26 protein-coding genes are annotated in these 22,865 nt (G+C 68.9%); 12 read left to right on the top strand and 14 right to left on the bottom strand.

Translation table 11 applies throughout. The features are described from left to right. Nucleotides 1-15 precede the first annotated feature (15 nt). Both FEK34_RS17225 and FEK34_RS17220 read left to right on the top strand, forming a co-directional pair. Complete coding sequence (locus FEK34_RS17225) at nucleotides 16-390, top strand: DUF742 domain-containing protein (protein WP_138448815.1); 375 nt, start codon at nucleotides 16-18, stop codon at nucleotides 388-390. Continuing rightward, nucleotides 371-985 (top strand): GTP-binding protein, encoded by a 615-nt coding sequence (locus FEK34_RS17220; RefSeq protein WP_048833441.1) that lies wholly within the window; start codon nucleotides 371-373, stop codon nucleotides 983-985. Before FEK34_RS17225 ends, FEK34_RS17220 begins: the two co-directional genes overlap by 20 nt. Before the next feature lie 143 nt (nucleotides 986-1,128). Here FEK34_RS17220 and FEK34_RS17215 read toward each other — a convergent pair whose 3' ends face one another. The 3 genes from FEK34_RS17215 to FEK34_RS17205 are packed head-to-tail and all read right to left on the bottom strand — an operon-like array spanning nucleotide 1,129 to nucleotide 4,244. Further along, nucleotides 1,129-1,494, bottom strand: coding sequence for a hypothetical protein (locus FEK34_RS17215; protein WP_138448814.1), 366 nt, complete (start codon nucleotides 1,492-1,494; stop codon nucleotides 1,129-1,131). A 3-nt stretch (nucleotides 1,495-1,497) separates the two neighbouring features. Further along, entirely contained in the window at nucleotides 1,498-2,022 is a 525-nt protein-coding gene (locus FEK34_RS17210; protein WP_138448813.1) for a hypothetical protein, read from the bottom strand. Then, entirely contained in the window at nucleotides 2,019-4,244 is a 2,226-nt protein-coding gene (locus tag FEK34_RS17205) for a PEP/pyruvate-binding domain-containing protein (RefSeq protein ID WP_138448812.1), read from the bottom strand. The genes FEK34_RS17210 and FEK34_RS17205 overlap by 4 nt, the downstream gene beginning before the upstream one ends. Nucleotides 4,245-4,711: 467 nt before the next feature. Here FEK34_RS17205 and FEK34_RS17200 point away from each other — a divergent pair, with 467 nt between their 5' ends. Beyond that, nucleotides 4,712-4,912 carry a hypothetical protein gene (locus FEK34_RS17200; protein WP_138448811.1) on the top strand — a complete coding sequence of 67 codons (201 nt, stop codon included), beginning with the start codon at nucleotides 4,712-4,714 and terminating at the stop codon, nucleotides 4,910-4,912. A gap of 49 nt (nucleotides 4,913-4,961) precedes the next feature. Here the strand turns inward: FEK34_RS17200 and FEK34_RS17195 are convergent, their stop codons facing one another. The 3 genes from FEK34_RS17195 to FEK34_RS17185 are packed head-to-tail and all read right to left on the bottom strand — an operon-like array spanning nucleotide 4,962 to nucleotide 7,221. After that, the gene (locus FEK34_RS17195; RefSeq protein WP_171048257.1) at nucleotides 4,962-5,366 is read right to left on the bottom strand and encodes an NUDIX hydrolase; all 405 of its coding nucleotides are present in this window, start codon (nucleotides 5,364-5,366) and stop codon (nucleotides 4,962-4,964) included. Nucleotides 5,367-5,416: 50 nt separating this feature from the next. After that, nucleotides 5,417-6,244 carry an ABC transporter permease gene (locus FEK34_RS17190; RefSeq protein WP_138448810.1) on the bottom strand — a complete coding sequence of 276 codons (828 nt, stop codon included), beginning with the start codon at nucleotides 6,242-6,244 and terminating at the stop codon, nucleotides 5,417-5,419. After that, nucleotides 6,241-7,221, bottom strand: a complete 981-nt coding sequence (locus tag FEK34_RS17185) for an ATP-binding cassette domain-containing protein (protein WP_171048256.1) — start codon at nucleotides 7,219-7,221, stop codon at nucleotides 6,241-6,243. The genes FEK34_RS17190 and FEK34_RS17185 overlap by 4 nt, the downstream gene beginning before the upstream one ends. Nucleotides 7,222-7,317: 96 nt before the next feature. Here FEK34_RS17185 and FEK34_RS17180 point away from each other — a divergent pair, with 96 nt between their 5' ends. After that, nucleotides 7,318-8,067 carry a TetR/AcrR family transcriptional regulator gene (locus FEK34_RS17180; protein WP_138448808.1) on the top strand — a complete coding sequence of 250 codons (750 nt, stop codon included), beginning with the start codon at nucleotides 7,318-7,320 and terminating at the stop codon, nucleotides 8,065-8,067. Nucleotides 8,068-8,297: 230 nt separating this feature from the next. On the opposite strand, the gene FEK34_RS17175 is transcribed toward FEK34_RS17180, so the two are convergent. The 3 genes from FEK34_RS17175 to FEK34_RS17165 form a co-directional block, all read right to left on the bottom strand. Beyond that, nucleotides 8,298-9,407, bottom strand: a complete 1,110-nt coding sequence (locus FEK34_RS17175; protein WP_138448807.1) for a DNA glycosylase AlkZ-like family protein — start codon at nucleotides 9,405-9,407, stop codon at nucleotides 8,298-8,300. Nucleotides 9,408-9,848: 441 nt separating this feature from the next. Next, on the bottom strand, nucleotides 9,849-10,796 hold the full coding sequence (locus FEK34_RS17170) for a M56 family metallopeptidase (protein ID WP_138448806.1): 948 nt from the start codon (nucleotides 10,794-10,796) through the stop codon (nucleotides 9,849-9,851). After that, a complete protein-coding gene (locus FEK34_RS17165; protein ID WP_014351457.1) occupies nucleotides 10,793-11,203 on the bottom strand; it encodes a BlaI/MecI/CopY family transcriptional regulator in 411 nt (136 codons plus the stop codon). Before FEK34_RS17165 ends, FEK34_RS17170 begins: the two co-directional genes overlap by 4 nt. Before the next feature lie 108 nt (nucleotides 11,204-11,311). Between FEK34_RS17165 and dinB the strand changes: the two genes are divergently transcribed. Both dinB and FEK34_RS17155 read left to right on the top strand, forming a co-directional pair. Then, nucleotides 11,312-12,580 (top strand): DNA polymerase IV, encoded by a 1,269-nt coding sequence (gene dinB / locus FEK34_RS17160; protein ID WP_249359316.1) that lies wholly within the window; start codon nucleotides 11,312-11,314, stop codon nucleotides 12,578-12,580. A gap of 120 nt (nucleotides 12,581-12,700) precedes the next feature. Then, nucleotides 12,701-13,078: a PLD nuclease N-terminal domain-containing protein gene (locus FEK34_RS17155; protein WP_138448805.1), complete on the top strand. Its 378-nt coding sequence runs from the start codon at nucleotides 12,701-12,703 to the stop codon at nucleotides 13,076-13,078. A 25-nt stretch (nucleotides 13,079-13,103) separates the two neighbouring features. Here the strand turns inward: FEK34_RS17155 and FEK34_RS17150 are convergent, their stop codons facing one another. Genes FEK34_RS17150 through FEK34_RS17130 form a run of 5 tightly spaced genes read right to left on the bottom strand, consistent with a single transcriptional unit; the run spans nucleotide 13,104 to nucleotide 17,978 of the window. Continuing rightward, on the bottom strand, nucleotides 13,104-13,982 hold the full coding sequence (locus FEK34_RS17150; RefSeq protein ID WP_138448804.1) for a phosphoribulokinase: 879 nt from the start codon (nucleotides 13,980-13,982) through the stop codon (nucleotides 13,104-13,106). Between the two features lie 37 nt (nucleotides 13,983-14,019). Next, nucleotides 14,020-15,072: a class 1 fructose-bisphosphatase gene (locus FEK34_RS17145; protein WP_138448803.1), complete on the bottom strand. Its 1,053-nt coding sequence runs from the start codon at nucleotides 15,070-15,072 to the stop codon at nucleotides 14,020-14,022. A 13-nt stretch (nucleotides 15,073-15,085) separates the two neighbouring features. Further along, nucleotides 15,086-16,096, bottom strand: coding sequence for an AAA family ATPase (locus FEK34_RS17140; RefSeq protein ID WP_138448802.1), 1,011 nt, complete (start codon nucleotides 16,094-16,096; stop codon nucleotides 15,086-15,088). Beyond that, the gene (locus FEK34_RS17135; protein ID WP_138448801.1) at nucleotides 16,086-16,508 is read right to left on the bottom strand and encodes a ribulose bisphosphate carboxylase small subunit; all 423 of its coding nucleotides are present in this window, start codon (nucleotides 16,506-16,508) and stop codon (nucleotides 16,086-16,088) included. Before FEK34_RS17135 ends, FEK34_RS17140 begins: the two co-directional genes overlap by 11 nt. A 27-nt stretch (nucleotides 16,509-16,535) precedes the next feature. Next, nucleotides 16,536-17,978 (bottom strand): form I ribulose bisphosphate carboxylase large subunit, encoded by a 1,443-nt coding sequence (locus FEK34_RS17130; RefSeq protein ID WP_138448800.1) that lies wholly within the window; start codon nucleotides 17,976-17,978, stop codon nucleotides 16,536-16,538. A 124-nt stretch (nucleotides 17,979-18,102) separates the two neighbouring features. On the opposite strand from FEK34_RS17130, the gene FEK34_RS17125 reads away from it, so the two are divergent. From FEK34_RS17125 to FEK34_RS17100, 6 genes are all read left to right on the top strand, one after another. Then, a complete protein-coding gene (locus FEK34_RS17125; protein WP_249359314.1) occupies nucleotides 18,103-18,978 on the top strand; it encodes a LysR family transcriptional regulator in 876 nt (291 codons plus the stop codon). A 94-nt stretch (nucleotides 18,979-19,072) separates the two neighbouring features. After that, complete coding sequence (locus FEK34_RS17120) at nucleotides 19,073-19,483, top strand: Rv3143 family two-component system response regulator (protein ID WP_138448799.1); 411 nt, start codon at nucleotides 19,073-19,075, stop codon at nucleotides 19,481-19,483. 305 nt (nucleotides 19,484-19,788) lie between these two features. Beyond that, nucleotides 19,789-20,169: an NADH-quinone oxidoreductase subunit A gene (locus FEK34_RS17115; protein WP_138448798.1), complete on the top strand. Its 381-nt coding sequence runs from the start codon at nucleotides 19,789-19,791 to the stop codon at nucleotides 20,167-20,169. 71 nt (nucleotides 20,170-20,240) lie between these two features. Continuing rightward, nucleotides 20,241-20,795, top strand: coding sequence for a NuoB/complex I 20 kDa subunit family protein (locus tag FEK34_RS17110; protein ID WP_014351468.1), 555 nt, complete (start codon nucleotides 20,241-20,243; stop codon nucleotides 20,793-20,795). Next, nucleotides 20,792-21,484 carry an NADH-quinone oxidoreductase subunit C gene (locus tag FEK34_RS17105; RefSeq protein ID WP_138448797.1) on the top strand — a complete coding sequence of 231 codons (693 nt, stop codon included), beginning with the start codon at nucleotides 20,792-20,794 and terminating at the stop codon, nucleotides 21,482-21,484. Before FEK34_RS17110 ends, FEK34_RS17105 begins: the two co-directional genes overlap by 4 nt. Then, nucleotides 21,484-22,854: an NADH-quinone oxidoreductase subunit D gene (locus FEK34_RS17100; protein WP_249359313.1), complete on the top strand. Its 1,371-nt coding sequence runs from the start codon at nucleotides 21,484-21,486 to the stop codon at nucleotides 22,852-22,854. The genes FEK34_RS17105 and FEK34_RS17100 overlap by 1 nt, the downstream gene beginning before the upstream one ends. The last annotated feature ends 11 nt before the right edge of the window (nucleotides 22,855-22,865 follow it).

Here is a 22,865-nt window from a genome sequence, read left to right as displayed (position 1 = left end):
TGTGGTGAGTTCGTTATGACGCGTATGGGTGAGCCGTGGTTCGACGAGGCGGCGGGTCCGCTGGTGCGGCCCTATGCGGTGACGCGTGGGCGCACCATGGGCGCCGCCCACGATCTGGACATGCTCACCGCGGTCGTCGCGGCGCGTCCCGCACCGACCATGCGGCGTGTCGAACCCGAATACGCGCAGATCGTCGCGGCGTGTGCGCAGCCGCGATCGGTGGCAGAGGTGGCAGCCACCTTGAAACTGCCACTGGCAGTGACCAAGATTCTCGTCGGAGATCTGATCGGTGACGGGCACCTGATCTTCCGGGCTCCGGTGCAACCGGAGGCCGGGCCCGGCGACCTCAACGTATTGCGAGCGGTACTGGATGGAATCCGAAAAATTTGACCCTGCCCGGCTCGACCCGAACGGGGTGCCGCATCTGGCTGCCTCGGTGAAGGTTCTCATCGCGGGCGGATTCGGTGTCGGCAAAACGACACTGGTGTCGGCACTGAGCGAGATCACGCCGCTGCGCACCGAAGAGATGATCACCGAGATGAGCGCCGGGGTCGACGACCTGTCCGGTGTCGAATCCAAGACCACCACCACGGTGGCACTGGATTTCGGCCGGATCACCATCGACAGCGACCTGGTGCTGTACCTGTTCGGTACGCCGGGACAGGACCGGTTCTGGTTCCTGTGGGATGAGCTGGCCCGCGGCGCCCTCGGCGCGGTGGTGCTCGCCGACACCCGCAGGCTCGGCAACTCCTTCGCCGCCATCGACTACTTCGAACGACGCAAACTACCGTTCCTGGTGGGCGTCAACTGTTTCGACGGCGCACCCCGCTACACCACCGACGAGGTCCGCGACGCCCTCGACCTCGACCCGGAAACACCGGTCATGCTCTGCGATGCCCGCGACCGCGTCTCGTCGAAGAACGTGCTGCTCAGCCTGATCGAGCACCTCATCGACCGAGCGACCCGGGCTCACGTCACCACCTGATCGCCGGGCGACCGCGACCGCGATCGCCGTGGTGACGTGTACGGCACCCCGAACGCGAGCCGGCTGCGGGTCCGATCGTTGCCGGATGGCTCGGCGCGCCGCCGGACGGTTGCGCGCCCACGCGAACCCCGATGCGGGCGAGGTCAGTTGGCGAGCCGTTCGGTGGCGAGGTGGTGGCCGCGGATGCCGTCGACGGTGAGGTCGTCGAGGCAGCCGGTGAGGCGGCGCTCGGTGTGCGGGCCGAGGGCTGGTTCGAGGACCACGGTCCAGCGGGTGCCGTCGTGGCGCGGGCCCGCGACGAGGCGGACGTGGTTGGCGATGCTGGCGCACTCCTCCCACAGGCGCAGGGCCGCAGCCGCGGCGGGGTGACGGGACTCGGCGGTGAAATGGATGAGGGTGCGACTGCCGGTGGGTCCGCGGTCGGTTCGGAATTTCATGCTCGACGACAGCGCGGTGATGCCCGCGGCGGCCACCACCGCGAGCAGCGCGAGCACCAGGATGCGGCGCACCGCTCACCACCTGGGGTCGGTCAACGGCCCGCGCAGCAGCTGTAGCCGGTCCGGAGCGGGGGTCAGGAATCCGTCGTCGGGTAGGCGCAGCCGGTCGAGTCCCGCGAGGATGCGCCGTTCGGCCGAGGGGCCCGCCGTCATCCTGGCGAGACGTTCGACCAGCCACGCCACGCCGGTCAGCAGCACCCCGCCGGCGAGCAGCACCGGGACGAACACCGAGAGCCGATCCGGGCGACCCAGCCAGGCGAATCCGACCTGCGAGGCCGGCTCGGCCGCGTGCACGATGCGCGCGGTGCGTTCGCGTTCGGCCCGGCTCCGGTCGTAACTGCCGTCGCCGAGCTCGTGCTGGATGGCCCGCAACCGCTTGATCAGCACCATCGCGACCAGCGCGATCTCGGCCGCGATGAACAGCGTCGCGGTCAGGATGGCGCGGTTCCATTCCCACCGGTACAAATACACGAACACGTAAGTGCCGGTGGCGATCAGCGAGCCGATCGCCAGCAGCATGCCCAGTCCGCGCGCGTTCATCGCCGCACCTCCGCATCGCCGTTCACCCGCACCGAGCCGGTGCGCCCGTCGAGTTCGACCACCGCACCGTCCGGCAACCGCCTGGTGGCGTCCGGATACCCGACCACCACCGCGACACCTTGTTCGCGCGCCAGGATCGCGACATGGCTGAGCGGACTGCCGGTTTCGGCGATCAACCCGGCCAGGCGCGGCACCACCACCGCCAGGCGCGGATCCAGATGGCGCACCACCAGCACCGATCCCGGCGGCGGATTGTCCCCGATATGCACCACACCGCGCCCGCTGCCACCACCGGCACCCACACCCCCATCGCCGGACCCGGACCGCTCGCCCACCGGGACGGGCCAGCCGTCCTCGGCGAGCCGGAATCGCGCGGGCAGATGAACGGCGACGTCGGTGGCCGAGCCCGTCTCGTCGGTCGATCGGCCGGCAGAGCTGCGATCCTTGCCGCATTCGGTCAGCGGCCCGCCGCTGGGCGGACCACCCCACGAACCTGTCGTGCGCGGCGCGTCCTGAACCGTGCCTTCCGCAGGTCCCACGCCATCCGCCAATCGAGCACCATTCACCAGGCCCACGCCGTCCGCCGGTCCCGGAGCCCCCGCCGGACGCGGCGACCGACGACCCCGGGTCGCAGCAACCACCTCATCCAAGCTCAGCAAGGCGATCGATGCGGCCGAGTCCACCACGCCGTCGGCGGCGAGCCGACCCCCCAATTCCCACGCCGCACGCGCGCCGAGCTCCTGCACCCACCGGGTCCGCAGCCGCAATGCCTCACGGGCGAGCGCCAATTCACCGACAGGGTGGTCGACATCCGGCAGTTCGGCGCCCTCGGCATCCGGTGGCGCGGCGGGCTCACCGATACGAGGTGGCGTGAGCGCGAGTACCACCGGGAACTCCTCGATCACCCGGTGGACGGGCACTGCCTCGGCCCGGGCTCTGCCGAGCGCGGCCAGCGCCAGCGCGGCCGCCGTCGGCGCGGGCTCATCGGCACCCGCGAGCATCCCCGCCAGGGCTTCGTACCCGTGCAGCGCGGTGAGTGCGGTGCGCGAGTTGTCCAGGATCGCCAGCAGGTGTGCGCGGCTCAGCTCCGTCAGCGGCGGCACCGCGGCCAGGTCGCCATCCACCCGTTCGCAGATGCGGCGCGCGAGCCGCGGCATCGCGGCCGCCAGCCGCCCCACCCGCATGGCGGCGCCGAGTTTGCGTGCCCCCGGCCGGGGATCGAGCCGGTCGATCAGCCGGCGCCGCGGCTGGATGGCACCCAGGAGTTCCAGGTCGGCCACGGCGATCCCGAGCACACTGGTCGCGACCGGAGATTCGCGAATGCGTTGTGCCGGTGCGGCGCCGGTCAGTTCCAGCGCCACACGCAGCCCCTCGGCCAACGGCCTGAGCCACAGGTCCTGTTCGAGGGGGCGCAGCGGATCGGGGAAGGTTTCCGCCAGGGGGCCGGGACCGAGCACCGGTCCGGTGACGCGTCCGTGCAGCGTGGTGATCGGCCGGGCCTGGAGCAATCGGACGTTTCCTGCGGCGTCCACCGCCCATTCGATATCTTGCGGGCACCCGAACATGCGCTCGGCGCGCAACGCCATCCGAATCACCTTGCGGCGCACCGACCCGGGCAACCCTGGCGCGTCGTGCGCGACGACCCGCCGCACCCGCCCGGATCGGGTGAGCAGTGCCGTCCATCCGTCTTCGGCGCCGCTGACCACCGCATCCGGTCCGCCGCGCACCGCGGTGATCATCATCCGATCGGTGCGCCCGGTGACCGGGTCGGCGGTGAACACCACCCCGCCCCAGCTTGCCGCCAGGAACGGCTGCACCAGCACCGCCATCGGCGCGGAACCCGCGGCCTCGGTGGGCGCGGGTGCGGTGGCGGAGGCCAGCACCTCGTCGACGGCTTCCCGGAAGCGCGGCCAGCCCCGGACCCCGAGCACCGAGGTGAACATGCCCGCCATGGACTGTTCGGCGCCGTCCTCGGCGACCGAGGACGAGCGCACCACCAGCGGGCGGGTGCCGCCGCCGGACAGCTTGCGCCACAACAGTTCCGGTGAATGCTCGGGCTCGGACCACGCGGTGGTCAGCACGAAACCGTCGAGGACCGGCAGCCCCATGGCGGCGGCCTCGGCGAGTGCGGCGGCCTTGGCGCCGGTCAGGTCCGCGTCGCGGGCGCGTGGATCGGCGAGTGTGACGATGCCGGGGCGGGTCGGGGCGGTGATGAGGGTCATCGGGGGGCACCCTTCGATATGGAAACGACGTTGTTTCGATCGGCCCGTTCGGTGCGGTCAGCGCCGCGCGAGATCGGGCACGCGCCGCGGGGGCTGCGCAGTGCTGGATCGGCATCGACGCCGTGGTTCCGGCCACAACGACCTCCTAAGAGGAGATGGGTCCTCCGCTTACCTGAATTCCAGTGTTGCGCCCCGGATCCCCGGCGTCAAGGAAGGAACGTTCGTTTTGTAGTCACACAGGTCACGGCCGCCGGGCCTGGATGATCAGGCAACATCCAGGGTACGATGCCGTGCCGTCGTCCAGTGTGGCTCGCGCACAACGTTATTCATCGGCAACGCCGTCGCGATCGCCATGTTCACGCACAGGTAGTCGGCTGCCACGCATTCCTTCGCCCCGAGAGTTCGGGGCTGCCGCCGCCGCGCGGCCCGGACGATACTGGCGGCACCTCGATTCGAACGGAGCCGTCATGGTCGTCACCCGAGCTTGCGCCGCAGTTCTCGTCTCCACCGCCCTCGTCACCGGCGCGGGTATGGCCGCTCCCGCTGCGACTGCCGCGCCCACCGGCTCCGCCGATTCCGGTTCGGCGACCTATGCGCGCGACTTCGTCCAGCTGATCGTGTGCTTCTTCCGCGGTGAACTGGTGGGCTCGAAGGCACCGCTCTGCTGAGCAGACCCCAGGTCAGCGCGGCGGTGGCGTGTGCGATCGACCGCGCCGGTCAGCGCAACAGCCCGGCGGCGGCGAGTTCGTCGAACAGCAGCTGATCCACCGGCGGTACCAGTGCGCGATCGCCGTAGCCGAACCAGGCGAGCGCCTCGATCTCACTGCTCGCGGTGAGTGTGCCGCGGTAGTCGGCGGTGTAGCAGCTCATCCGCACCGAGAAGGCGCCGTCGGCGGCCTCGTACACCCCGACATGCGCGGCGGTCTCGGGCAGCAGGGCGACCGTCAGCTCCTCTTCGATCTCCCGCACCAGCGTTTGCAGATCGGATTCGCCGTGCTCCCGCTTGCCGCCGGGGATGTAGAAGACATCCTTGCCGCGCGGGCGCGCACACAGGATCTTGCCGTCCTCGATGCGCACCCACGCCACCGTGTCGATGAGTTCGGTCGCCAGCCCGTCGGTCATCGTCGCAGCCTATCGGCCCGGCGCCGACGCCACCGGGCCGGTAGGGCGGTTCAGCGGCTGAGTCGCTGGAACCGGCGCACCGCGAGCGGCAGGAAGACCGCGGTGATGAGGATCGGCCACACCACGGCCATCAGCACCGCATGCTGCTCGATCCAGGAATCGCCCGCACCTACCGGGGTACCGAACAGCTCCCGGCTGGCCGCCACGGTGGAGGAGATCGGGTTCCAGGCCGCGATGACGCCGAGCCAGTCCGGCATCAGCTGCGGTGCGACGAAGATCGAGGAGATCATCGTCAGCGGGAAGGCGACCGCGAACAGCCCACCCGCGGCCTCCGGGTTCGGCACCAGCAGCCCCAGCCACACCCCGACCCAGATCAGCGCGAACCGCAGCCACAGCAGCAGCATGAAGGCCGCGATGACGCCGAGGATGCCACCCTCGGGCCGCCAGCCGATGACCAGGGCGGTGAGCATCAGGATGGTCAGCTCGGCGCAGGCCACCAGCAGATCGGTGACACCACGCCCGGACACCACCGCCGACGGCGACATGGGCATCGACCGGAAGCGGTCGATCACGCCGTTGGTGGCGTCGTAGACCATCACCGTCGCGGTATTGATGAAGCCGAAGGCCATCGTCATGGCGAACATGCCGGGCATCAGGAAGGTGCGGTAGTCGCCGCCGCCCGGCACCGTCATCGCCGAACCGAACACATACCCGTACAACAGCACCGACAGGATCGGAAAGCCCAGCTGCCAGGCGATATTCACCGGCTGACGCTGATAGTGGGTGAGCCCGCGGCGCACCACGTTCCAGCAGTCGGCCACCACCCAGTAGCCGCGGGAGCGAGCGCGCAAGGGCGCGAGATCAGCTGTCGCGGTCACGCCGCCACCTCCTCGGTCGCGGCCCGATGGCCGGTCAGTTGCAGGAACACATCATCGAGGCTGGGCCGGCGTAATCCGATGTCCTCCACCGTGATTCCCTGATCCTGGAGCGTGCGCGCCACCTCGGTGAGTGCGGCGACCCGATCGGTGACGGGTGCGTGCACCCGGCGCTCGGCGTCGTCGACATCCGGTTCGCCGACACACACCCTGGCCACCACCTTCGCGACGGCGGGCAGATCCGCGATATCGGCGGCCACCACCTCGATGAGGTCGGCGCCGACGGTGTTCTTCAACCCGTCCGGAGTGTCGTCGGCGATGGCGCGCCCGGCATCGATCACGGTGATGCGGGAGGCGAGCTTATCGGCCTCCTCCAGGTACTGGGTGGTCAGCAGCACGGTCGTCCCGTCGGCGACGAGCGCGCGCACCGACTCCCACACCTCACCGCGGCTGCGCGGGTCGAGACCGGTGGTGGGTTCGTCGAGGAACAGCACATCCGGCGCGAGGATCATCGACGCGGCCAGGTCGAGCCTGCGCCGCATGCCGCCGCTGTATTTGCCGACACCGCGATCGGCCGCGTCGACCAGATCGAAGCGCTCGAGCAGTTCGGTCGCTCGGCTGCGGGCGCGGCGACCGCCCAGATGGAACAGCCTGCCGAACATCTCCAGGTTCTGCCGGCCTGTCAGCACTTCGTCCACGGCGGCGTACTGCCCGGTCAACCCGATCCGGGACCGCACTTCGCGCGGTTGGCGCGCGACATCCAGCCCGGCCACCGTGGCCCGGCCGCCGTCGAGCCGGATCAGCGTCGACAGGATGCGCACGGCGGTGGTCTTGCCCGCACCGTTGGGTCCGAGCAGGCCGTGCACGGTGCCGCGACGCACCGTCAGATCGAACCCGTCGAGTGCGTGCTTGTCCCCGTATCTCTTTCTCAAACCCTCGGCCACCACGGCGTATTCGCTCACAAAACCCTCCGTACCCATGGAACGAACCAGAACTGGGTACATCGTACCCTATTACGGGTACGATGTACCCAGTTAATTTTTCCGGGGCCTGAGCCGGGCGATAGGGTGACGATCATGGCGAGCACCGAGACCAGCGGCAGCGGCGATATCAACCGCACGCTCGAACTGCTGTGGGACACCGGTCCCCGGCCGAGTCGAGGCCCCAAGCCGGGGCTGACGCTGGACCGGATCGTCGAGGCCGCCATCCAGGTCGCCGACACCGAGGGACTCGAGGCGGTGACCATGCGACGCGTCGCCACCGAATTGGGCACCGGCACCATGACGCTGTATCGCTATCTGCCGGGCAAGGCCGAGCTGCTCGATCTCATGCTCGACCGGGTGCAGCGTCCCGATCACGACGTGACAGCCACAGACGGGTGGCGGGCCGCGCTCGAGCAGGTCGCCCGGGGGACGCTGGCGTTGTATCGCCGCCATCCGTGGTTGCTCTACGTCAACCAGGCACGGCCGATCATGGGGCCCGGCGCCGTGGAGAGCATGGAGGTCGTGCTGTCGGCGATCAAGCCGATGGGATTGACCGATGTGGAGCTGATCTCGGTGATCGTCATGATCGACAACTTCGTCGTCGGCGCCGCCCGCGCGGAGGTCTTCCAGCAGGAGGCGCTGCGCACCACCGGGATGACCGACGCCGAATTCTGGCAGGCGCAGCTACCGATGCTCGAGCGGGCGATGAACAGCGGACGGTATCCGACCATGGCCGGTCTCGAGGAGAACGCCTTCGACCAGGATTTCGATCATTTCGGGTTCGGATTGCAACGCATACTGGACGGACTCGCGGATCTGGTCGAGGAACGCGCGCGGGGCTGATCGGCTCCGGGGCGCGGCGTGGTCGATCCGAGTCACCACGCCGTTGCCGGGTCGGTCGGCGTCGGATCGTCCCGCGAGCGCCCTGCGACGCCGACGACCATTCCGCCGGCCCGATCGGTGTCGAATTGGCCAGGCAGATCGCCGAATCAGCCACCACCACGTGGACGCCGGCCGAGACGGTCGCCCGGCCGCAGCGACACCGGCGTCGGCCTCTCGACGCGCGCGGTCGGTTAGGCTGCCCGGAGGGTGAGGCGACCGCGTCCGGTGGCCTCGGCCAGATGGGCCAGCGCGTCGGCGAGTTGGGCGCGGGGAACGCGCGCGCCGTCGAACATGGCGACGGCGACCTCGTCGTCATCGGTGAGTTCCCAGGTGCCCGTGATCCGCCCGCGCGCGACCACGATCGGCGCGATCCAGCCGGCGGTCCGGCTCACCTTCGCGCGATGCTGCGCCGGAAGTAGTTCCTGATCGCCGGTGCCGGGTCCGAGCACGTATTGGTCGAACGCGCCGAGCAGCTGCACCGAATCGTCGGGTTCGGTGGCGGCGAGTTCCTCTGCGTGTGCGGTCAGGACGTAGGCGCGCCTGCCTTCGACGTCGACCTCGGTGAGCTCCTCCCCCAGCTCGGCGAACCAGCCGCGCACCCTGGTCTTGCGGTGCGCGCCCCGGCTGAGCCAGGCGTCGAACGCTTCGGGGGTGGCGGGGCCGTAGGCGCCGAGGTAGGCGGTGACCGCGGTGCGAGCGGCCGCGTCGACGTCGGTCACCGGCCGCCAGCCGGGCAGCGAGGCCGGACTGGTGAAACTCACCTTGGTGCCGCGCGCCGGGCCGTGACAGAGCACCCCTTGCCAGGCCAGCGGTTTGAGCAACGCGCCCCAGCCCGAACGCAGTTCGGTCGCGTGCACGGCGAAGGCCGGATCGGCGGCGATCTGTTCGACCAATTCCTCGCGGGTGAGAATCTGGGTTTCGAGCAGCTCGCCGACCTTGTCCGCGAGCGCCGCCACCTGCGCGGGCGTGGCCCCGAAGGTGCGCTGCCAGGACGGTTTCTCCCAGGTCCGCGCGGCGGCGAGCAGGGTGAGGCAGGCGGCGGCGGTCTCGGAGGTCATGGCGTGCAGCGTGCCGCGCATCGCCCAGGTCTTGATCAGCTCACCGTCTGCGAGAGCCCGTGCGACAGCCCCGGATTCGGGGGTGCTGGTGCGCAGCGCCGCCGCGAGTTCGGCCGAGGACGCCACCTGCGCTTGCAAGCCGCACAGCCGCGCCGCGATCTCGACCGCGTCCACCGCCGTGCGGGGCCGCACGTATTGGCGCCGCAGCCGCCAGGCGAAGACCTGGTCCCAACTCACCCGCATCGCACATCCCCTTCTCCTGCTGCCCGGCTCCCTGTCCGGCATCGTCCGACCCTAATCGCCGGCACCGACAATTCGCCGTGCCCTGCGGCCACCACAGGTGAATGCCATCGCGTGGGCGCGGAGCCGGATGAACGCAACTCGCCGTCCCGCGCCGCAGTGCGGCAGCCGACGCCGAGGCCGAGGCCAGCGCAGCCTTTCACACCAGTGCGCCGGACGGAATTCCCGGAACCACGCGCGTACTGGCGTACCTTCCCGGTCACCGGGGCCGGGCGGCCGAGCCCCCGGGACCGCGCGCGTACTGGCGTACCAACTCACCGAGGTCGCCGGACTCGGACATGTGCGAGTCCTGCCTCCGGCGCCACGACAACCTTGCGTGAGCCCAGCCGGATGCCCTACCACTCCCGTCGCGGTCTATGTACGCACGCCGTGGGTCGCCGACGCTCAGAACACACTCACGCAGAACAGCACACAAGCGGCGGCGGTCACCAAACCCCCGACGGTCGTCAGAATGACGCCGAGCAACGCGGTCCTGGTGGTCGCCCGGCGCACCGCACCCGCAGGCGCCGCCAGTCGCTGTGCCCGCGCCAGCACAGCCGTGCCCGCGGCGCCCAGCGCGCCCGCCGGGGTTCGCGTGTCCGCGTCGACGATGGCGAGCAGCCCGCCCAACAGCGGCTCGCGGCCGTGTTCGCGGGCTGCCGCGTCGTCGGCACACATCTCCAGCAACCGGCCGACCTCCGCCGAACCGTGCCGCAGCACCCCGAGCCGCGGCGCCATCGCGGCGATCCCGGTGAGCGCGGCGCTCAACACGCCATGCCTGCCGGACAGGTGGGCGCGTTCGTGCGCCAGCACGGCGGCGAGCTGATCGTCGGTGAGTGCGGCCAGCGCACCGGTGGTGACCACGATGGTGTCGGGTCGCCCGGGCACGGCGTAGGCCTGCGGTTGCGGCGCGTCCAGCACAACGGCGGGAAGTCCAGGCATGCGCCGTCCGACCATGCGTACCGCCCTGGCGTGTGCGCGGGTCCGGCGGCGCATCCGCACCAGCGTCCGCAGGCTCCGCCATCCCAGCGCCCCGGCCGCGACGGCCACCAGAATCGCGAGCGCGAAGGTGACCAGGCGCCCGGCCGGGTGGTCGTAGGGATGCACGGGCATGCCGAACACCGCGTAACAGGCGCGGATGGCCTCGTCGGAGTGCCGCCACACGGTGGCGTGTTCGATCACGAACACGGCGGCCGCCGCCGTCCAGGCGGCCAGCGCGCTCGCCACGGTCACCACCCACGCCAGCACACCGAGGCGCGGCGCTGTTCCGGTCCGGGTGAGCCGGCGCAGTACCGGCGGACCGGCGACGGCCACCCCCGCGCCGTACAACAGCAGCGTCGTCGCGAGGGTCACGCCGGTCCAGGGGATTTGCGCGCGGTCAGCCGTCGCAGCGCGGCACGCAGGCCCGCGGACTCCTCGTCGCTGATCCGGTCGACGAAATGGCTGAGCACCAGATCGGAGCGCCCGCCCGAGCCCAGCGCCTCGAGCATGAGCCGGGCACTGTGTTCTTCCCGGGTGAGCGTCGGCCAGTAGCGGTAGGCCTTGCCCGCGCGCTCCCTGGCCAGCCAGCCCTTGCGATGCAGATTGTCCATCGTCGACATGACCGTCGTGTACGCGATATCGCGGGAGGCGCACAACTCCTCGTAAATGTCGCGGACGCTGGTCGTCTCGGTGTCCCGATCCCAGATCCGATCCATGATCACCGCTTCGAGATCACCGAACCCACGCACCGTGCCGACTCCCTCATCACTGGCCCGCATCCGTCTCATCGTGCGCTCAGCGTACTCGCCGGCCACCATTGCTACGTACCCGAACCGTAGATCGGCAAACCATGGGCAGCGAAACATGTCGGACCCTCATGCGAACATATGTTCGTGTCCGACCCCGCGCCCGCCGTCTCAGGCCGGGCGGCCGAGCCGGCGAGCTCGCGCCGTCCGCGGATCACCGCGCGCACGGACGCCTCGATCCTGCATGCCGATCTGGACTCGTTCTACGCCTCGGTCGAACAACGCGACGATCCCACACTGCGGGGCAGACCGGTGCTCGTCGGCGGCGGCGTCGTGCTGGCCGCCAGCTACGAAGCCAAGGCGCTGGGCGTGCGGACGCCGATGAACTGCGGCCAGGCCCTGCGGCTGTGCCCGCACGCGGTGGTGGTGCCGCCACGAATGTCGGCCTACGCCGAGGCCAGCAAGGCGGTCTTCGAGATCTTCCGCGACACCACGCCCGTGGTGGAAGGCATTTCCATCGATGAGGCCTTCCTGGACGTGGCGGGTCTGCGCCGCATCGCCGGGCCGCCGCAGGGTATCGCCGAGCGGCTGCGTGCCCGCGTTCGCGCCGAGGCCGGGTTGCCGATCTCGGTGGGCATCGCCCGCACCAAATTCCTGGCGAAGGTGGCCAGCGCCGTCGCCAAACCCGATGGCCTGCGCTTGGTGGAACCCGATCGGGAACTGGAATTCCTGCATCCGTTGCCCGTCGAGCGGTTGTGGGGCGTCGGCGTGGTCACCGCGGCGACGCTGCATCAGCACGGGATCACCCGCGTCGGGCAGCTCGCCGAACTCGGCGAATCGGGCCTGCGGTCGATGCTCGGCCCCGCCGCCGCCCGGCATCTGTACGCCCTGTCGTGGGCCCGCGATCCGCGCCGGGTGGAGACCGGCAAACGCCGTCGCTCGATCGGCGCCCAGCGCGCTCTCGGCCGCCGCCCACGCCCGCCCGAGGAACTCGCCGCCTATCTCTACGGTCTCGTCGACCGGCTGGGCCGTCGCCTGCGCGGTGCACGCCGGGTGTCGCGAACGGTGGTGCTGCGCTTGCGTTTCGACGATTTCACTCGCGCCACCCGCTCGCACACCCTGGCCGAGGCGACCGACGACACCGAAACCATCCGCAATGCCGCGCGCATCCTGTTCACCGCCGCCCTGCCGCTGATCCAGGAGCGCGGCATCACCCTGATCGGGCTGGCACTGACCAATCTGGAGGACGCCGATGCCGTGCAGCTGACGTTGCCTTTCGAGGCACGCCCGACCGCACCCCTGGACGCCGCCCTCGACGATCTGCGCCGCCGTTTCGGCTCCGGCGCCGTCACCCGGGCCGCGCTCCTCGGCCGCGGCGAAGGCCTGTCGGTGCCGCTGCTACCCGACTGAGAATTTGCTCAAAGATTGCCCGACAGGGTTTTTCGTCGTATTCTGGGCCAGGCAGGTTCGGGGGAATCCGCGGCCGACGAACCGCCACACCGTCCGCCGCCGCACCGAGGAGAACCACCGATGCCGTACGCGATTCTCGGCCTCATCACCCTTGCCCTGTGGGTGTACTGCCTGGTCGACATCATCACCTGCCCCGATACCGGTATCCGGCATCTGCCGAAGATGGGCTGGCTGCTCGTCGTCGTCCTCGTTCCCACCGTCGGCGCACTGCTGTGGTTGTTTGCCGGGCGTCCGCTGCACGAGCCGCGCCCGCGTTCCACCACCCGGTTCGCCGAATACGACCGCCCCGGGCGCCACGTCGCCCGCAACGCCGACGATGACGAGGAATTCCTGCGCGCGCTGCGCGAACGCGCCGAATCCCAGCGCCGCGAAGCGCGCCGCCAGGAGGAGCAGCGCCAGGCCGAGGAGCGCCGTCGCCACGAGGCCGGCGAACTCTGACCTCAACGCATGACGCCTCCGGATCTCACCGCGCCGCGGTGGGCCGCTTGTCCATCAGCCGCAGAATCAGCGGCGTGAAGATCAACTGCATGGCCAGTTCCATCTTGCCGCCCGGTACGACGATGCAATTGGGTCGCGACATGAACGAGTCGTGCAGCATCGACAGCAGATACGGGAAGTCGATCACCTTCGGGTCGGCGAAGCGGATCACCACGAAACTCTCATCCGCCGTCGGAATCGACCGCGCGATAAAGGGATTCGAGGTGTCCACGGTCGGCACCCGCTGAAAGTTGACGTAGGTGCGGGAGAACTGCGGGCAGATGTACTTCACATAGTCGGGCATGCGGCGCAGGATCGTATCGATCACGGCCTCACTGGAATAGCCGCGTTCGGTCTTGTCCCGGATCACCTTCTGCGTCCACTCCAGGTTCACGATCGGCACCACCCCCACCAGCAGATCGGTGTAGCGCGCCACATCGACGGTGTCGGTGACCGCCGCACCGTGCAGTCCCTCGTAGAACAGCAGATCGCTGCCGGGCGCCAGATCCTCCCACGGGGTGAAGGTGCCCGCGGGCTGGCCGTAGGGTTTGGCCTCCTGCTCGTCGTGCAGATACCGGCGCACCGCACCCACGCCGGTCTGCCCGTAGTCGCGGAACAAGCGCTCCAACTCCGGCAGCAGATTCGCCTCCTCCCCGAAATGGGAGAAGGTGGTGTTGCGGTTCTGCTCGGCCTCGGCCATCGCCAGCTTCATCTCGTTGCGGTCGTAGCGATGAAACGAATCCCCCTCCACGATCGCGGCATTGATGCCCTCCCGGCGGAAGATCTCCTGGAACGTGCGGGTGACGCTGGTGGTGCCCGCACCGGAGGATCCGGTGATGGCGACGACGGGATGTTTGACCGACATGGGCCCTCCTCGGTGACCGGACAACAGATCGACGCCGCTAGCGCCCGGCCGAGCGGAACAGCGAGCGGGTGCCGAACAGCGAGGTGTCGAAATTCGGGCCCGCGTCGGGTTCGCGGTGGTAGCGCTCGATGCGTTCGACCTCGTTGCGGGAACCGAAGATCAACGGCACCCGCTGATGCGGGTCGCCGGGCACTACTTCCAGTACCCGCGCACTGCCCGTGGAGGCGGCGCCGCCGGCCTGTTCGACGATGAAGGCGATCGGGTTGGCCCCGTAGAGCAGCGACACCCGGCCCGGGCCCGCGCCCGGTCGGGTATCGCGCGGGTACAGATACACCCCGCCCCTGGTCAAGATGTGGAAGGTGTCGGCGACCAGTGACGCCACCCAGCGCATATTGAAATCGCGCCCGCGCGGCCCGTCCACGCCGTCGAGGCATTCGTGGACGTAGCGGCGTACCGGCCGTTCCCAGAAACGCTCGTTGGCGGCATTGATCGCGAAACCCGAGGTGTCCTCGGGGATACGCATCTGCGGATGGGTCAGCACGAACGCGCCGATCTCCCGGTCGAGGGTGAAGCCGTCCACCCCGCTGCCGGTGGTCAGCACCAGCATGGTGGCCGGGCCGTACAGGGTGAATCCGGCGCACACCTGCCGGGTTCCCGGCTGACAGAAACCGTCCTGCTCGGCGCGCAGCACGCTGAAAATGGTCCCGACCGGCAGGTTCACGTCGATATTGCTGGAACCGTCGAGCGGGTCGAAGGCGAGCAGATACTTGCCGCGCCGCTGCCCCCGCGGCACCCGGTGCACCTCGCTGAGCTGCTCCGACAGCAAGGCCGCCAGATGCCCGGTCCACTGGGTCTCGGAGATCATGATGTCGTTGCTGAGGGCGTCGAGTTCACGTCGCGCCGTCGGCGCACCGCCCGATGCGGCGCCGGCGCGGGTGGCCAGGATCGCGCCACGGGTCACCTGATTGGCGATCAGTTTGGTCGCCGTCGCCACCACATTGACCAGGGCCGAGAACTCACCGGACGAGCCGGGATGCCGGTGTTCCTCCTCGATGGTGTAGCGGGTGAGTGTCTTCCATCCTTCGGGCATCGCGGTGCCCTCCTCATCCGCTGGGTTCGGCGGGGGCGGGCGCGCCGAACACACTGCTGCCGTAGACGTCTGCCTCCGTCAACGTGGTCAGGTCGGCTTTGGTGAGCGGGCGCCCCAGCTCCACCAGCCGCCGCGCCTGCCGCAACCGGCAGCGGTCGATCGCATTGCGCACGCTGCGCGCATTGGAGAACCGCGGCCTGCTCATCCGTGCGGTGAGGTAATCGGCGAACGCGGTGTGCGCGGCCTCGTCGAACCGGAAGTGCTCCCCCGCCACCATCAGCTCGGCGATCCGCAGCAGTTCGGCATGGGTGTAGTCGTCGAACTCGAGGTGGTGCGCGACCCGCGACGACAAGCCGGGATTGGCGGAGAAGAACCGGTCCATCCGATCGGGGTAACCGGCGAAGATCACCACCAGGCTGCCGCGTTCGTTCTCCATCTCCTGCAACAGGATCTCGATGACCTCCTGGCCGTAGTCGCGTTCGTTCTCCGGCCGGAACAGGTAGTAGGCCTCGTCGATGAACAGCACCCCGCCCGCGGCCTTGGCCAGCGCCTCCTTCGTCTTCGGTGCGGTGTGGCCGATGAACTGCCCCACCAAGTCATCGCGAGTGACGGTGTGCACCTTGGGCGTGCGCACATAGCCGAGCGCGTGCAACATCTGCGCCATCCGCAGCGCCACCGTCGTTTTCCCGGTGCCTGGACCGCCGGTGAAACTCATGTGCAGGGTCGGACGTGAGGATTCCAGTCCGAACCGTGCGCGGGCGCGCTCGATGAGCAGCAATGCCGCGATCTCGCGCACCCGTCGCTTGACCTTCGTCAGCCCGACCAGTTCGGCGTCCAGAGCGGTCAATACCTGCTCGACGTCGCCGGTGGCCACGTCCGCGGCCAGGTCGAGGACGGCATCGTCGGCCAGTACTTCCTCCGGCGCGGCCGCCTCCGAGTCCGCGGGCACCGCCCGCACCGGCCGGGGATCCTCGACCCCGGGCCGATGCAGCCGGAAACCGGTGGCCGCGCGATCAGTCGGCATACCGGGCACCCGGCCGGGCCTCGGCCGCGTAGGAGTGCAGGCTGTAGCGCTGACGCCGGTCGGAACCCTCCACGCGGCGCAGGGCGAAGCCCGGCTCGTCCGGTGGACGCTGGACCAGGAAACTCAGCGCGGTGGTCTGCCTGCCGTAGCTGGCGTCGTAGGCCAGCACCCGCACGTAGTGGCGCGGGAATGTGGCCCGGCAGGCGTTGATCTCGGCCAGCACCCCATCGGGTTCGTCGAGATCGAACAGCGGCAGCCCCCACATCTCCCAGTAGGCATTGCGTGGATGCGGATCGTCGGTGTACTCGATCGAGACCGGCCAATTGTTGAGCAGGGCGTAGCGGACCTGGGCGCCGATCTCGGCGTCGGTCAGGTCGGGCAGATACGAGAAGGCTCCGTGACGCAGATACATGGCATGTCCTCCAGTGGTCTTCGCCGCTCAGTGGGTCGCCGTCGGCACCGCGTCGGGTGCGTCGGTGGAGGTGTAGTCGAAACTGACTTCACCCCAGGTCGCCAGCGCAACGTCGAGTGGGCGGTTGGCTGCGGCCGCTTTGCGCAGCACCTCCGGTCCCTCGCGCAGCAGATCGCGACCCTCGTTGCGGGCCTGCACGATCGCTTCCAAGGCCACCCTATTGGCCTCGGCGCCCGCCGCTATTCCCAGCGGATGACCGATCGTGCCGCCGCCGAACTGCAAGATCACATCATCGCCGAACAGCTCCACCAGCTGGTGCATCTGCCCGGCGTGGATGCCACCGGAGGCCACCGGCATCACCCCGGGCAAGCTGGCCCAGTGCTGCTCGAAGAAGATCCCGTTGGCCGGCTCGACGGGGATGGCGTTCTCCCGCAGGGTGTCGTAGAAGCCTTTCGTGGTGGCCGGATCACCCTCGAGCTTGCCGACCACCGTGCCCGCGTGCAGATGGTCGACGCCGATCAACCGGCACCATTTGGCCAGCACCCGGAAACTCACCCCGTGTGTCTTCTGCCGGGTGAAGGTGGAATGGCCCGCTCGGTGCAGATGCAATAGCACGCCATTGCGCCGCGCCCAGTGCGACATCGATTGCATGGCGGTGTATCCCACCGTCAGATCCATCATGATCACCACGCTGCCCAGTTCCTTGGCGAACTCGGCCCGCTCGTACATCTGCTCCATGGTGTCGGCGGTGACGTTGAGGTAGTGGCCTTTGATCTCACCGGTCTCGGCCATCGCTCGGTTCACGCCCTCCATCGCGAATAGGTAGCGATCACGCCAGCGCATGAACGGCTGCGAGTTGATGTTCTCGTCGTCCTTGGTGAAGTCGAGCCCGCCTTTGCACGCCTCGTACACCACTCGGCCGTAATTGCGTGCCGACAGACCGAGTTTCGGCTTCACCGTAGCCCCGAGCAGTGCCCGGCCGTACTTGTTCAGATACTCGCGCTCCATCACCGTGCCGTGCGGCGGGCCCTGAAAGGTCTTCACATACGCGACCGGAATCCGCATATCCTCGAGCCGCAATGCCAGCAAGGGTTTGAAACCGAAGACGTTGCCGATCACCGAGGAGGTGAGATTGGTGATCGAACCTTCCTCGAACAAATCGAGGTCGTAGGCGATGTAGGCGAAGTACTCCCCCGGCCGGCCGGGCACCTCGTCGATGCGATAGCACTTGGCCTGGTACTTGCTGTGCGCGGTGAGCCGATCGGTCCACACCACCGTCCATGTGGCAGTGGAGGATTCGCCCGCCACCGCCGCCGCGGCCTCGATCGGATCGACACCCGGTTGCGGTGTCACCCGGAACACGGCCAGCACATCGGTATCGGAGGGCTGGTAGTCGGGGGCGTAGTACCCCATCGAGGCGTAGGACTGGACGCCCGGATCCCAACGGTCACGCTCGGTTTCGTCGGCCATCATTCCTCCTGCTCACGGGGGTGAACGCCTTGCGATGTCCAGGATGACGGCCCGTGGCAGGACAAACAATTTGAATGTTTGCCGAAAAACTCAACCGTTTCATCGGGTTTGCTACCGTCTGTCAATGGGGAGAGTAAGTGCGGCAAGGATGGAAACCTTCCTGGTCGTCTCCCGCACCGACAGCATCCGCCGCGCCGCGAGTCAACTGCATGTCACCGAGGCGGCCGTGTCCGCCGCCGTCGCGCATATCGAGAAACAGCTGGGCGCCAAGCTGATCGCCAAATCCGGCCGCGGCATCATCCTCACCGAGGCGGGCCGGGTCTACGCCGACTACTGCCGCGGCATCCTCGGACTGATGCAGGAGGCGCACGCCGCGGTGCGCCGCGCCGACTCCGGGCGGCTGCGCATCGGCGTGGTCGCCACCGCGGGCGAGTACGTGCTCCTGCGCCCGCTGGCGGCGTTCCGCAACCGCTATCCGGAGATCGAGCTGAGCCTGTCGATCCATCCGCGCGATGTGCTGTTCCTCGAATTGCAGCACCACGAGACCGATCTCGTCATCGCCGGGCGCCCACCCCGCGACGCCGGGCTGGTCACCCGCGCGCGACGCCCGAGCCGGCTCGTCGTCGTCGGACCCGCCGCGCGCGCCTGCGATCCGATGCGCGCCACCTGGCTGCTGCGCGGGCGCGGCTCCGGCACCCGAGAGGCCACCCTGAGCCTGCTGGCCCAGTTGCAGATCGACCCGCCCACCCTCACCCTCGGCTCCCACGGGGCGGTGCTCGCCGCCGCGCGGGAAGGGCTCGGCGTCACCCTCATCCACGGCGACGCGGTGGGCGAGCACCTCGACTCCGGCGCGCTGCGGGTGCTTCCCGTCGACGGCACGCCGCTGGACCGGCCCTGGCATGCCATCACCACCCGCAACCCCAGCCCCACCACCCGCCTGTTCCTCGCCCACCTGCTCGACCCGGCTCAGGTGGGCGCGGATGCCTTCCGGCCGTCCTGAGCGCGACACCCCGATCCGGCGGGTCCATCGAACGACACGGCCGATCTCGGCGAACGTGCCACCAACCACCCGACCACGGACGTACCATGCCGACGTGGCCGATGCGAAAGATCCCGCCGCGCTGCGGGTCCTGGTCTACAGCGACGACGCCGACACCCGGAGCCAGGTGATGCTGGCCCTGGGCAGACAGCCGCATCCGGACCTACCGGAGCTGGAGTATCTCGAGGTCGCCACCGCCGATGTGGTGATCGAGCAGATGGACGCCGGCGGCATCGATCTGGCCATCCTCGACGGTGAGGCCACCCCCGCGGGCGGGCTCGGGATCGCCAAACAGCTCAAGGACGAGCTCGCGCACTGCCCGCCGCTGCTGGTGCTGACCGGACGCCCGGACGACGAATGGCTGGCCCGCTGGTCGCGCGCGGAAGCGACGGTCACCCATCCGATCGATCCGATCCAGCTCACCGACACCGTCGTCAGCCTGCTGCGCGGCCGCCCGGCCGCCTGAACTGCGGAGACGACGCGCCCGCGGATTGCCCCGTTTCGGTCATAAATGTCAGTGCCTAATTCGATCAAAGATCGCGACGAATCGCCGGGTCCGGCCCCGGATCGGTTGTAGGCTGTGCTCTAGCTCACATGAGCGCGGGAGATGACATGACGACCCGCAACGCCAGGTTCGCACCAGCCCACCCTCGCCCACTACGGCGATGACGCGACCCCGGCGACGCGGACCACCGCATCGACCGCCCGCACCCCGTTCGAGGACGGACGGCAACCCCGCCCGCCCCGTTCGCAAGGAGGGGAAGTGCAGTCGTGAATACCGAGGTGCCGATTCTCGTGCTCGGCGCGATCGCTACCGCGTTCGCGCTGGGCTCGGTCGCTATCGCGGCCCTCATCGGGCCCAAACGCTACAACCGGGCCAAGCTCGAGCCCTATGAATGCGGCATCGAGCCGACACCGCACGCCGTGGCCGGCGGGCCGGGAAACGTTACCGGGCAACGCTTCCCGGTGAAGTACTACCTCACCGCGATGCTGTTCATCATCTTCGATATCGAGATCGTGTTCCTGTATCCGTGGGCGGTCCACTTCGATTCGCTCGGTCTGTTCGGTCTTGCCGCGATGGCTCTGTTCATCGTCAATGTCTCGGTCGCCTACGCCTACGAATGGCGCAGAGGCGGCCTGAGCTGGGACTGAGCCGACCGGCGCCGAACACCTCGCACCGCGCTCCCCGCCCTGCGGGGACGATCCAGGAGAAGCAGTCGATTATGGGTCTCGAAGAAAAACTGCCCAGCGGTTTCGTGCTCAGCACCGTCGAGTCGATGGCGGGCTACCTACGCAAGGGCTCGCTCTGGCCTGCCACCTTCGGGCTGGCCTGCTGCGCCATCGAGATGATGGCCACCGGCGCCGGGCGATTCGACCTCGCCCGGTTCGGGATGGAAGCCTTCCGCGCCTCCCCACGCCAGGCCGATCTGATGATCGTCGCGGGCCGGGTGAGCCAGAAGATGGCGCCGGTGCTGCGTCAGGTCTACGACCAGATGACCGAACCGAAATGGGTGCTCGCCATGGGGGTCTGCGCATCCTCCGGCGGCATGTTCAACAACTACGCCATCGTCCAGGGCGTCGACCACGTGGTACCGGTCGACATCTACCTCCCCGGCTGCCCGCCGCGGCCGGAGATGCTGCTCAACGCGATCATCGCGCTGCACGAGAAGATCCAGCAGATGCCGTTGGGCGTCAACCGCGAAGAGGCCATCCGCGCCGCCGAACAGGCCGCCCTCGCCGCCACGCCCACCATCCGGATGGAAGGGCTGCTGCGATGACGGCCGGCGATCCGCACGGCGGCTCCGGCGACGAGGTGATCGGCGTCCGGCACGGCATGTTCGGGGCCGAGGGCACCGGCGACACCTCCGGCTACGGCAGGCTCATCCGTCAGGTCAGCCTCCCCGGCGGCACGCCCCCGCCCTACGGCGGATATTTCGACGCCCTCGTCGAGTCGCTGCGCGCTGCCCTCGCAGAGGTCGGGCTCGACTTCGAGGCCGCCGTGGAGAAAGTGGTGGTGTTCCGCGACGAACTCACCCTGCACGTACGGCGCGCGGAGCTAGTCGCGGTGGCCCGGGCGCTGCGCGATGATCCGGCGCTGCGGTTCGAACTGTGCCTCGGCGTCAACGGCGTGCACTACCCCGACGACGCCGGACGCGAACTGCACGCGGTCTATCACCTGATGTCGATCACGCACGGGCGCCGGGTCCGGATCGAGGTGTCCGCGCCCGACGCCGACCCGCACATCCCGTCGCTGTATCGGGTGTATCCCACCACCGACTGGCACGAACGCGAGACCTACGACTTCTTCGGCCTCCAGTTCGACGGGCACCCCTCACTCACCCGCATCACCATGCCCGACGACTGGCGCGGACACCCCCAGCGCAAGGACTACCCGCTCGGCGGGATCCCGGTCGAATACAAGGGCGCGCGTATCCCGCCGCCCGACGAGCGGAGGGCTTACAGCTGATGAACAACACCGACACCCACGCCGCCGGAGCCGACACCGACGATCTCGGTACCCCCTCCCATCCGGTCCCCGCGCCGCCGCCCGAACCTACGACGGTCACCGTCGGCGGCCAGGACTGGGACGAGGTGGCCGAAGCCCTGCGTGGCGCCGGCGAGGAACGCATCGTCGTCAATATGGGCCCGCAGCATCCGTCCACGCACGGTGTGCTGCGGCTGATCCTGGAGATCGAGGGCGAAACCGTCACCGAAGCCCGCTGCGGCATCGGCTATCTGCACACCGGCATCGAGAAGAATCTCGAGTTCCGCAACTGGACCCAGGGCGTCACCTTCGTCACCCGGATGGACTACCTGTCACCGTTCTACAACGAGACCGCCTACTGCCTCGGGGTGGAGAAGCTGCTCGACATCACCGAGCAGATCCCCGAGCGCGCCACCGTCATCCGGGTGCTGTTGATGGAGCTCAACCGGATCTCCTCGCATCTGGTGGCGTTGGCCACCGGCGGGATGGAGCTGGGCGCGCTCACCCCGATGCTGTTCGGATTCCGGGAACGCGAGCTGATCCTCGACGTCTTCGAGACCATCACCGGCCTGCGCATGAACCACGCATATATCCGGCCCGGCGGGCTCGCCCAGGATCTGCCCGACGATGGCGTCGACAAAGTGCGCGAATTGCTGGCGCTGCTACCGAAGCGGCTACGCGATATGGAACATCTGCTGACCCAGAACCCGATCTGGAAGGCCCGCACCCAGGACATCGGCTATCTGGACCTCACCGGATGCATGGCGCTCGGCATCACCGGACCGGTGCTGCGCGCCACCGGACTGCCGCACGATCTGCGCAAGGCCGCACCCTATTGCGGTTACGAGACCTACGAATTCGACATCCCGACCACCACCGGCTGCGACTGCTACGGCAGGTATGTCATCCGCGTCGAGGAGATGAAGGAATCGCTCAAGATCGTCGAGCAGTGCCTGGACCGGCTGCGGCCGGGGCCGGTCATGATCGACGACAAGAAGATCGCCTGGCCCGCCGACCTGGCCTTGGGCCCCGACGGTCTCGGCAATTCGCCGCGGCATATCGGCAAGATCATGGGCTCCTCGATGGAGGGGCTCATCCACCACTTCAAGCTCGTCACCGAGGGCATCCGGGTCCCGGCCGGGCAGGTGTACAGCGCGGTCGAATCGCCGCGCGGCGAACTCGGCGTGCACATGGTCAGCGACGGCGGCACCCGACCGTACCGGGTGCATTTCCGCGATCCCTCGTTCACGAATCTGCAAGCGGTGGCGGCGATGTGCGAAGGCGGCATGGTGGCCGACGTCATCGCCTCCGTCGCCAGTATCGACCCGGTGATGGGCGGTGTGGACCGATGAGGCGATATCCG

This window comes from Nocardia cyriacigeorgica, assembly GCF_005863245.1.
Lineage (GTDB): Bacteria > Actinomycetota > Actinomycetes > Mycobacteriales > Mycobacteriaceae > Nocardia > Nocardia cyriacigeorgica_C.
The sequence above is the reverse complement of the archived record's forward strand: the minus strand, read 5'-3'. Positions and strand labels throughout refer to the sequence as shown.

Bases quoted from the DNA above. Each gene is read 5' to 3' on its own strand.
- dinB (WP_249359316.1), top strand. From the start codon at position 11,312: ATGTTCGTGTCCGACCCCGCGCCCGCCGTCTCAGGCCGGGCGGCCGAG.
- FEK34_RS17195 (WP_171048257.1), bottom strand. From the start codon at position 5,366: ATGACCGACGGGCTGGCGACCGAACTCATCGACACGGTGGCGTGGGTG.
- FEK34_RS17150 (WP_138448804.1), bottom strand. From the start codon at position 13,982: ATGTCGGTCAAACATCCCGTCGTCGCCATCACCGGATCCTCCGGTGCG.
- FEK34_RS17175 (WP_138448807.1), bottom strand. From the start codon at position 9,407: ATGCGGGTGAGTTGGGACCAGGTCTTCGCCTGGCGGCTGCGGCGCCAA.
- FEK34_RS17225 (WP_138448815.1), top strand. From the start codon at position 16: ATGACGCGTATGGGTGAGCCGTGGTTCGACGAGGCGGCGGGTCCGCTG.
- FEK34_RS17155 (WP_138448805.1), top strand. From the start codon at position 12,701: ATGCCGTACGCGATTCTCGGCCTCATCACCCTTGCCCTGTGGGTGTAC.
- FEK34_RS17100 (WP_249359313.1), top strand. From the start codon at position 21,484: ATGAACAACACCGACACCCACGCCGCCGGAGCCGACACCGACGATCTC.
- FEK34_RS17145 (WP_138448803.1), bottom strand. From the start codon at position 15,072: ATGCCCGAAGGATGGAAGACACTCACCCGCTACACCATCGAGGAGGAA.
- FEK34_RS17130 (WP_138448800.1), bottom strand. From the start codon at position 17,978: ATGGCCGACGAAACCGAGCGTGACCGTTGGGATCCGGGCGTCCAGTCC.
- FEK34_RS17205 (WP_138448812.1), bottom strand. From the start codon at position 4,244: ATGACCCTCATCACCGCCCCGACCCGCCCCGGCATCGTCACACTCGCC.
- FEK34_RS17125 (WP_249359314.1), top strand. From the start codon at position 18,103: ATGGGGAGAGTAAGTGCGGCAAGGATGGAAACCTTCCTGGTCGTCTCC.
- FEK34_RS17210 (WP_138448813.1), bottom strand. From the start codon at position 2,022: ATGAACGCGCGCGGACTGGGCATGCTGCTGGCGATCGGCTCGCTGATC.
- FEK34_RS17140 (WP_138448802.1), bottom strand. From the start codon at position 16,096: ATGCCGACTGATCGCGCGGCCACCGGTTTCCGGCTGCATCGGCCCGGG.
- FEK34_RS17220 (WP_048833441.1), top strand. From the start codon at position 371: ATGGAATCCGAAAAATTTGACCCTGCCCGGCTCGACCCGAACGGGGTG.
- FEK34_RS17110 (WP_014351468.1), top strand. From the start codon at position 20,241: ATGGGTCTCGAAGAAAAACTGCCCAGCGGTTTCGTGCTCAGCACCGTC.
- FEK34_RS17180 (WP_138448808.1), top strand. From the start codon at position 7,318: ATGGCGAGCACCGAGACCAGCGGCAGCGGCGATATCAACCGCACGCTC.
- FEK34_RS17185 (WP_171048256.1), bottom strand. From the start codon at position 7,221: ATGGGTACGGAGGGTTTTGTGAGCGAATACGCCGTGGTGGCCGAGGGT.
- FEK34_RS17105 (WP_138448797.1), top strand. From the start codon at position 20,792: ATGACGGCCGGCGATCCGCACGGCGGCTCCGGCGACGAGGTGATCGGC.
- FEK34_RS17200 (WP_138448811.1), top strand. From the start codon at position 4,712: ATGGTCGTCACCCGAGCTTGCGCCGCAGTTCTCGTCTCCACCGCCCTC.
- FEK34_RS17135 (WP_138448801.1), bottom strand. From the start codon at position 16,508: ATGTATCTGCGTCACGGAGCCTTCTCGTATCTGCCCGACCTGACCGAC.
- FEK34_RS17165 (WP_014351457.1), bottom strand. From the start codon at position 11,203: ATGCGGGCCAGTGATGAGGGAGTCGGCACGGTGCGTGGGTTCGGTGAT.